Here is an 8,849-nt window from a genome sequence, read left to right on the forward strand (position 1 = left end):
GCGCGTCCGGGTTGATCTCGACGACAGAGTTGATCTTTGGGCCAGCGCGATCGATCGCTTCGATCCGCTCGATGTACCGCTCCGCGAGCCGGCGCGCGCTCCATTCGCCCGATTGCAGGCGCTTTTGCAACTCGGCGATGGGCACCTCCTCAAGTTCCGCCGCCGGAACCCCGCTTTGCGTAGCCGACGCGCCGACCTTCGCGGCCACTCCGGCCAGGGTCGCCGCCAGCAAGAAGTCACGTCGATTCATCGATCCTTTCCATTGACGATTGAGACTGTTTGCAAGAGCGCAGGCGCATTATATTCGGTCGGCCAAAAGTGTGGAAATGGCATCGGACATCTCGATTCCCTTCGAGATCGGTCGCTGAGGCCGCGACGGTCTCGGACTGAAGGAATGGGAATGGCATTGAACGTCTCGACTGCTTTTAGAGGCCGCGACGGTCTCGGACTGAAGGAATGGGAATGGCATTGAACGTCTCGACTGCTTTTAGAGGACGGCGCGGGAATTCTCCTCCCCAAGTAGGCTGGGATGGCCCTATGAATCGAGCGGGCGACGAACGCCCCTTGCACATCGGTTCAAGACGTGCGTGTAAACCATGGTGGTTTTTACGTCCTTATGGCCCAAAAGCTCCTGTACCGTGCGGATGTCGTAGCCCAATTCCAGCAGGTGCGTAGCGAAGCTGTGACGCAGGGTATGGACGCTGGCGTGTTTATAAATTGTGGCTGCCCTCATGGCTTTCTTCATAGCCCGCTGTACACCGTCCTCTAGGATGTGGTGCCTGCCAATGCGACCGGTACGAGGGTCTCGGGAACGTTGGGCTGCCGGAAAAACATACTGCCAGGCCCAGGACGTTGCGGCACTGGGGTATTTGTGCGCCAGTGCATTTGGCATCTCTACTTCCCCATAACCTTCAGCCAGGTCGAGATCATGCAAGGCTTTTGCGTACTCGAGCTGCCTATGCAGCCCATCCACCAGCTTGGCTGGCAACATGGTTTTGCGTTCCCGGTTGCCTTTGGCCTCCCGCACCGTAATTTCCCCGCGGGCAAAGTCAATATCCTTGACCCGAAGGCGCAATCCTTCCATCAGACGCATTCCGGTGCCGTAGAGCAGCGACAAAATCAGGTGATGAACCCCATCGGTATGGGCCAGTATGGCCTGCACCTCTTCCCGGGTAAGCACTGTGGGTAAGTACTTGGTTCGTTTGGCCCGGATCGCCTCGATGTTCTCGAGTAGGGGGTTCTCGAGTACCGTCTTGTACAGAAAAAGCAAGGCCGAAAGGGCTACATTCTGCGTAGAGGCCGATACGTTCTGGTTTACTGCGAGATCGGTTAGGTAGGCCCTCACCTCTTCTAGCCCCAACTCTCTTGGGTGTTTTCTGCCGTGGAACCTGATATAATCGGTGATGTAGTACAAATACGACTGCTCGGTACTACGGGCTAGATGGCGAACCCTGATGGCCTCGCGCACCGAGTTTAGGAAAGGGGAGGTTTTGGGTGAATAAAACTTCGGTGGTTTATCGTCATTCGCCACTTTGGTATAACTCCTCTTGGGAGGGTATTATACCGCAGGTGCGGCATAATTGCTAGTTGGGCGGCTTACCGCAATCGTGATAGGTACCTGACCAGACTCATTAACCAATAAGGAGGAGAAGATTTGATGTTCAGTAGAATTGCACACATAACTCTGTTTGTCAGTGACGTTGATGAAGCACTTTCCTTCTACACTAACAAGCTTGGTTTTGCCAAAGTCGTTGACAAGAAGCTCGCTCCCGGAATCCGCTGGGTGGCAGTGGCCCCAAGCGATGGCAACGAAACCGTAATCGTTTTTGAGAAAGCGAGCAATAAGAAGGAGCAGGAGATGATCGGCAAGCAGCTAACAAATATGCTGATTACCATAGAGACGGACGATTTCGACAGGACGTATCAAGCAATGAAAGAGAAAGGTGTCGAGTTTGTGGAGGAGCCGACCAAAGCGCCTTGGGGCAAGCAAGCGGTGTTTCGGGACTTGCATGGGAATCTGTTTGACTTGCTGGAGCGACGCAGGTAGATGAATGCAGTGGGGATTCGCACCCCCCGTGCTGTCAAACGAATCGCCGCCCAACAAGCGCTTGCACCTGACGCCGCTTCGCTCCGCTGCGCGGCGCAGGTGAAGCGCGAGCCGTTAGGCATTCCTTACGCTAAATAGGACTCTATTATATTCCTTGCATATGACTGCTTTTGAAGCCCACATTGCCCCTTATTAAGTAAAGTTTTTGCCCATAGTTTATCTTCACATTTCTTCATTGACTTCATAGAAGATGTGGTTATAATCCGCTTACTCAGTATTTCCCTCAAAGGAGTTTACCAACATGAAATCCCTCGTAAGCCTTGTACTCGCAGCAAGCATGATTTTGACTGTATGCTCCGGTGGCGGACGTTTTAACGTTCTCGCTCAAGAATGTGACACTTGCCAATCCCCATCCATTCCCAAAGAACTGCTGAAAAAGTTGCCTCGTAGCGCAAATGTCGGTGCGTCTCCCGAAGCTAGAGCAGCATGGGAGAGAGCTACGCCCGAACAACGGGCAAAGGCGCATAAAAAGCTCCGCGAAGTTATGGGAAGGGTGATGAAAGACGTAGCTAGAGGAAGGTATGCGCCTAACAGAAAGCCGATAACGTGGAAAGACATTATCAAGGGAAAGGTGAGCGGTGATGATGAAGACGCGCCGCTCACTTTCACCGACAAAGAAGGAAAACATCAAACTGTCAAAGCAAAAGGGCGAGAACTCAGCGCATCTTTAGACTCGTCACAGAGCGGCAGCAATCAAACCACCAGCAACCAAACCACCAGCCTCAGGGCGGACGATCAGTGCATCATCTATCCAGAGATGTGCGAGCCAGACCCCTGCATCATCAACCCCGAACTCTGCAATCCAGACCCGTGCCTCACTGACCCGACACTCTGTTCCGGCAATCAACCGCCACAAGTCAGCGTCGCCGCCTCTGCGACTTCCGGCACAGTTCCGCTTACGGTCAACTTCAATGCCAACGCCTACGACCCAGATGGCTACATCACAAGCTACAATTGGAACTTTGGCGACGGAGAAACGGCAGCAGGCGCGCAAGTCACGCACACCTATCAATCTTTGGGCACATTCACGGCGACAGTAACGGTGACGGACAACGCGGGCGCATCTGCCAGTTCATCCGTCACGATCACTGTCACTAGCTCTCCAGTATCAGGCGCGGATGCGGACGCCGACGGCTTGCCGGATGATTTCGAGAACCAAGTAGCCGACTTCTTCACGCCCATCTACCACGTTTCGGCAGGAGAGAGAGCGGGAACAGGCTTCGCTACCTTCTATGATGCCGTGCCGCAACAGGTGAGGGATGTCTATAATCCGTATGTGCCGCCAAGCCCGATCAGTCATTACAGAGTAACGCCGCTCGGATTTGCGACGAACGCTTACGGTGTTCAATACAGCGTCGCGCAGATTGACTATCTCACTTTGTGGAATCGTGATGATGGTCCTGATGCGGATGCTGATTGCTACATCCTTCTTGGATTGCTTGGTTTCAGTGCTGTTGAAATTGCACGGATTCTCACAGACCATGCAATAGATAATGAACGCTCTGCGATTCTAGTAGCCGCGCCGACAAGCAACTACGCTTTCAACACAGACCCATCAGCGTACAGTGCCTATGCTGTATTTACGACTGCCCATGAAGACGAATTTCTATTTGACCAAAGCAGAGTTCGTTTTCCAGATTATCCAATCCCGGCTGGTAGTCACGTTAATCTGTGGCTGTCACGCTCCAAGCATGGAACATTCACTTTCCACCCCGAACATTATCCGATGTTCCGATTGCAAATCATCTTGGCTACGTTGTCTGAGATTGATTTCATGTATGCTTTCGGGTGGATTACTGAGTTTGAATACCTTCTCATTGCCTATGCCGCCGATGCGGTCTTCTTCTCCTGTTTCGTCGAACACTTCTCGGAGATCGGCGGCGCATTTTCGGGGTTGCGTATCAATGTCGGTGAACTCACCCTCCCAATCAACGGCTCTAGCTTCATTCTAGACGAGAAGCTACGCGACAAACTTAACAAACGCTTTACCCAAATATATTTGCGGTAAAGGCAATCCTTTAAGGGAGAGATGTGTCTTTGTGTCTCTCCCTCATTCGCTTTCCGACAAAGGAGAAAGCAAAATGTTCAAGAGATACTTGTCACTGACAGTCATTGCCCTGCTCATCAATCTCGTATGCGTCACGTCAGGCGCGGCGAGTACCAATCCAGAAAAGGAAGCGCGTGCGGCGGCGAAAGTCAAAGCAGGCATTCTAAGACTTGGCACAGGCACAGAAGCGCGCGTCAAGGTGAAGTTGAAGGATAACCGCAAGGTTGAAGGTTACATCAGCGAAGCGGGAGAAGATTCCTTTGTCGTTGTCAATCCGAAAACGGGAGAAGCAACGACTGTGCCTTACCCGCAAGTCCAGCAGGTCAAAGGTAATAACTTTTCTCGAAGGACTGTTATTGTTATAGGAATCGTCGTGGGTTTGGTAATTCTAGCAGCAATAGCAGTGGGTAAATCATCATAATTCTGGATGAGGGCAAAATGCTCAAAAGATATTTGTCGCTCACTAGCATCAGTCTGCTCATCAATTTCACCCAGAATGAGTGTATATCCCGGAATGCCTAACAAGTCCTTGCAGCCGACCGCCCGATAGCGTGGCTCTCATCAATCTCCCTAAAGATGTGGTTGGATGCTTCTTGCGGGCGGCGGCTGAAGTCCGGCGTTAGGCGTAAACGGAGGAAGGCAAATGCCAGAAGTTCAATCGCACGGGATACGCACCTATGTGCGCGAGGATATGGGTTCGTATCCCTTTGAGCTGTGGGCCCGCGCAGACCACGAGATCGCCGCTGCGTATGCGAAGGCCGGGAGCCCCTCCAGGCCCTGTCCAGCCTGGACCCTGCCGTGCCGGTGTTACATCTGTATGCTCAGCCGGAAGACCCAAGATACCTAACTGCACAGCGGTCATTCAGCGCCACGCATCCGTGGTTCCAGGTGTTAAAGCTGGAAGAGCGCCACGACGTACGCGCCGCAATCGAAGCCAGATTACCGCAGGCGCGGCCTCTCGGCTTGCCAACGCCTATTATGCCGCTGGTTGCGCCGTTGCCATTACCCTCGGCTGAACAAGTGCAGCGCGGCGTTGAACAAGTGGGCGAAGCCGTGCAGTCGGTGCTTACGGAGATCGAACGGACGTTGAATGGGATGACAACGACGGTGTTGGAAAATAATGGCGTACCAACGGAAGTCTTGCATGATGTTCTACCCGAGATGGTCGAGAATCAGAACACGCTTGGGCGCGGCATTGGTCGTGGCGTATCGCTGCTGCAATCGGCGGCAGAGATTGGAGGCGGACTTGGAATGATGTTAGGCGGCGGTGGAGAAGCACTCGTTACATCGCCAGCGGCAGCGACCGGCGCTGGTGCAGTCATTCCGGGCGCAGGTGTGGCGACAGTTATTGCGGGAGCGGCGGTGACAACTCATGGCGCGGCAGTCGGCATCAACACGCTGCACAATATGACGAGCGAAAATGCCAACCCGACGAGTAGCGGGAGTGTTGATACGCCAAAGAGCGCAGGAGATTGGAATTTGACCCGAAGGTTGATTTGGATTGGCGCGGTACTGGCAACCCTGTTAGGGAAGCCGTGGATGAAGCTTTTAAACGCACTGGTGCTCCTAAACAGGATTTCGAGGTAACGAAATGGGCGGTTGATAAAAATGGCAAAAGTTTTCCTGTCGAATGGAGAGCAAAAGGTGGAGCAGAGGTTAATATATCGGACACAAACTTGACGGGCACGGGCCGGCAGACCCACACGTAGGTTATCAAACGCCTGGTAAAAGGTCTGCTGGTGGTGCTCTTCGCGGACACATTCCCTTGGATGAAGTTCCTGTCAATCGCCCGACGACGAGAGAATAGCGAGGTAAATTATGAGCAAGCTCACAGTTGAAGTTTTGGATGCAGCGAAACATGTCGGTTGTAAAGCTACAGAATTGGCTCGTTCAGAACGAGAGAGGCTGGTAAAAGAATTACGTGAAAAGTACACGGACGGGAGTAATCATAATTATTTTTGGGAAGGTTTGATAGACCGAGCATCAATCCAAAATAAAGAAGCGTGGCAGTGGATAGGCGAGTTTGTAAAGCGAGACCAAGTCATCATGCTTTTCATAGATAGACCCGGTGAACCGGGAGTGATTTTTGAGAATGGTGAATGCGTTGTGCGAACCTTATGGGAATGTACAGGCTTTGAGTTTTATCTGACTGACTCACAAGCGACATATCTGCTGTGCTACAATCACCACGATTTCTTGATTGGGACAGGTCTGGCTGCTAATTGGATAAGGGAGAAGAAGATGCAAGTTACAGAATAAAAAAGCACCCGAATGTGCTACTGCGGGATTCTATGTCGATGTCTCGCTTTCTCTTTTCACCACGGCCCAACAAGTCGCTTAAGCTGATTGCCCTCAGCTTGCTTTTCATCAACCATATATGGTCCTTTGGGAAGGTTGTCGCTTCCGGCGCGGGGCGGCTGAAGTCTAGCGTTAATTCAAGTTGGTGGGCAGTCTTAAAACAGCCTTAAAGATGCTCCTTGTACGCATCGTGATCTCTTTATCATGAATCTCTTCACGTATCTCCTATGGAGGCAACCTGCAAACTCTCAAGGCCCACAACTTCTTACCCTAAATGTCTTCTTAAAAGCCCCACGTGAAGAGATCGGCTGGCATGTGCATGGTGAAGAAGTGGGGCTGTACCCGTTCGAGTCGCTCAAAGGTGAAGATCTGCTCCTCTTTGAGCTCCAAACCCTTTAGCAATCTTTCATCCAAAGAGCCTGCACCGACCTGAATGCCATCAAGCAAACACCGCCGCAGGGACCGGTTCCACGCGACCAAGAAGTACCGAGACGGCACCCATCAGTTCAGAAAATGACAGGTCAAGCGACTGAAGAAGGAATTGCAGGAACCAGAGTATGAATAGATAAAAGGCGCGATATACCTGCATTTCGAAAGAAGTCCGACGCCCTGACCCCAGACTAGGCGGCGCCGCTACAACGGCCGTTTGCGCCCTCACTGAGCCGCACCAAGCTTAAAGTCTGGTAGTGTCACTTATTTGTGGGTTAAGCACGAAGGGGCCAGGAAGAGATCCAGAGATTGACCAAAGAAGAGATCAGCCGGCGTATCCGGGAGGGGGTGAAGGCTGTTATAGAGGAGGTGCTTGAGCAGGAGATGACCGAGCACTTGGCCGCCCGCTACCGCGCGCCGCACGCCAAGCCGACGAGGAGAACGCAACGGCCACTACACCCGGGACCTGATCACGCCGGTGGGCAAGATCGCACAGCTCAAGATCCCCCGGGATCGCGAGGGGACCTTCCTGACCGAGGTCTTCGAGCGCGACAAGCGGATGACCGGGGAGGTGGAAGAGGCCGTCCTGGAGATGTATCTGCAAGGGGTTTCCACCCGCAAGACGCGCCGCGCGTCACCGAGGGGCTTTCCCGGATCCGGATTGGCAAGGAGGCGGTTTCCTGGATCGCCCAGCGTTTAGAGGGGGACCGCTTGGAGGGGGCGGCCCCTGGAGCTGGCTTACCCCTACCTGGAGGCGAGCTACTTCAAGGTGAACTGGGGCGGGCGGGTGGTAGACTTGGCGCTGTTGGTGGCGGTGGGGGTGAACGAGGAGAGCCTGGTCAACTTGGCCACGGTGGTGATACTCAGGGTCACGGAAGACTGGGCGTTCAGGCGTTACATGGACATGGCCCCGCTCTCTCGCCGCGGAAGAGAAACCCACAAAAATCGCGACTTGACTAACGACACACCTAGCTCATCGAATCGCTCAATGACGCAGGAGTAGAAAGATACATCACCCGCATAGGCAAGAAATAAATATCCGTACTTATCTATCCTCCCGATCATGTTCCTTGTATGAAGAGCACCTCACGATTCAGCTAAATCTCCGGGATAAGAATAAATTGGAATGGTTAAGCTGATGACGGAAGAAGTTTCCTAATCTCCGGCTTAGTTCTTGCCGGTAAGATAACCGAGTCCGAGAATTAACCCCGCCGCAACACCTACCATGACCAGAATCTTAACGACCTGCTTCTTGTCACCTGACAGCGCAAGCGTTTTGATTTTCTGAACCTGTGAGTAGGCAATGTTTGTCACCACACCCGTTCCTTCGTCTATTACTGTAAAGGAATCTGTCTCTATTTTGTAGATGTATCCCTTCACCTTCCTACCGTCGTACAGTCTGACTTCCACACGAGCATCCGAACCTGTGCTAATTTGAGCTACTCTGGCTTTTACCCTCTCGATAGTACGGGCATCAGTGCTCGGTTGCTGCGTGGCGGCAACTGATGTCATGCACACAAAATTGACTACTAATATAGCGAGGGATGGCGCGGTGAACTCCTTGAACATAAACTCCTCCTTCCAATGTTTGATACTCTGAGATTTGAAAAAGAATGATAATGCATTCATTAGAGCTTAGGTCTGTTTCCCTGAGCTCTATGCTTGTGACTAATACCAGAGCGCCGTCGTTAGCTTCTGGTATAGCCTGCTCTCATCTCTCGTATCTTGAATGAAGTGAGAGCCGTTGATCGGATTGTTTGGCTCCCCGACATTGATACGCAACCCCGCAAACGCCACACCTTGCTCATCAAACCGTTCAACAAAGCAAGAGTAGAAGGCGAAATCGCCGACATAGGCGAGATACAGATAGGTGTACTCATCTATCGCTCCTATTCCATAGAGGAAATCTATGGTAGAGAAGTAAAAGGCAAAATCATGGGCATTGATTCTCATGATTTGGCGGCAAGA

11 protein-coding genes and 1 pseudogene are annotated in these 8,849 nt (G+C 52.4%); 8 read left to right on the plus strand and 4 right to left on the minus strand.

Going from position 1 to position 8,849, the window contains the following annotated elements; all coding sequences use genetic code 11:
- Positions 1-250: twin-arginine translocation signal domain-containing protein (locus tag ACFMO7_RS01925; RefSeq protein ID WP_376793852.1), on the minus strand; the 250-nt coding region annotated here is incomplete at its 3' end.
- A 285-nt stretch (positions 251-535) separates the two neighbouring features.
- On the minus strand, positions 536-1,531 hold the full coding sequence (locus ACFMO7_RS01930; RefSeq protein ID WP_376793853.1) for an integron integrase: 996 nt from the start codon (positions 1,529-1,531) through the stop codon (positions 536-538).
- Positions 1,532-1,657: 126 nt separating this feature from the next.
- Here ACFMO7_RS01930 and ACFMO7_RS01935 point away from each other — a divergent pair, with 126 nt between their 5' ends.
- From ACFMO7_RS01935 to ACFMO7_RS01970, 8 genes and pseudogenes are all read left to right on the plus strand, one after another.
- A complete protein-coding gene (locus ACFMO7_RS01935) occupies positions 1,658-2,047 on the plus strand; it encodes a VOC family protein (protein WP_376793854.1) in 390 nt (129 codons plus the stop codon).
- A gap of 301 nt (positions 2,048-2,348) precedes the next feature.
- Positions 2,349-4,115, plus strand: coding sequence for a PKD domain-containing protein (locus ACFMO7_RS01940; protein WP_376793855.1), 1,767 nt, complete (start codon positions 2,349-2,351; stop codon positions 4,113-4,115).
- A gap of 73 nt (positions 4,116-4,188) precedes the next feature.
- The gene (locus ACFMO7_RS01945; protein ID WP_376793856.1) at positions 4,189-4,575 is read left to right on the plus strand and encodes a hypothetical protein; all 387 of its coding nucleotides are present in this window, start codon (positions 4,189-4,191) and stop codon (positions 4,573-4,575) included.
- Between the two features lie 377 nt (positions 4,576-4,952).
- Positions 4,953-5,741, plus strand: coding sequence for a hypothetical protein (locus ACFMO7_RS01950; RefSeq protein ID WP_376793857.1), 789 nt, complete (start codon positions 4,953-4,955; stop codon positions 5,739-5,741).
- Positions 5,690-5,863, plus strand: coding sequence for a polymorphic toxin type 47 domain-containing protein (locus tag ACFMO7_RS01955; RefSeq protein ID WP_376793858.1), 174 nt, complete (start codon positions 5,690-5,692; stop codon positions 5,861-5,863). The genes ACFMO7_RS01950 and ACFMO7_RS01955 overlap by 52 nt, the downstream gene beginning before the upstream one ends.
- Complete coding sequence (locus ACFMO7_RS01960) at positions 5,818-5,961, plus strand: polymorphic toxin type 47 domain-containing protein (RefSeq protein ID WP_376793862.1); 144 nt, start codon at positions 5,818-5,820, stop codon at positions 5,959-5,961. Before ACFMO7_RS01955 ends, ACFMO7_RS01960 begins: the two co-directional genes overlap by 46 nt.
- Positions 5,962-5,972: 11 nt before the next feature.
- Positions 5,973-6,413 (plus strand): hypothetical protein, encoded by a 441-nt coding sequence (locus tag ACFMO7_RS01965; RefSeq protein ID WP_376793859.1) that lies wholly within the window; start codon positions 5,973-5,975, stop codon positions 6,411-6,413.
- 895 nt (positions 6,414-7,308) lie between these two features.
- Positions 7,309-7,581 (plus strand): annotated as a pseudogene (locus ACFMO7_RS01970) (transposase); the annotation flags it as partial.
- A gap of 467 nt (positions 7,582-8,048) precedes the next feature.
- Here ACFMO7_RS01970 and ACFMO7_RS01975 read toward each other — a convergent pair.
- Positions 8,049-8,450: a hypothetical protein gene (locus tag ACFMO7_RS01975; protein ID WP_376793860.1), complete on the minus strand. Its 402-nt coding sequence runs from the start codon at positions 8,448-8,450 to the stop codon at positions 8,049-8,051.
- 99 nt (positions 8,451-8,549) lie between these two features.
- Positions 8,550-8,849, minus strand: a 300-nt coding sequence (locus tag ACFMO7_RS01980; protein WP_376793861.1) for a hypothetical protein, incomplete at its 5' end; no start/stop codon positions are given.

The organism is Thermogemmatispora sp. (assembly GCF_042408735.1).
Taxonomy (GTDB): Bacteria; Chloroflexota; Ktedonobacteria; order Ktedonobacterales; family Ktedonobacteraceae; genus Thermogemmatispora.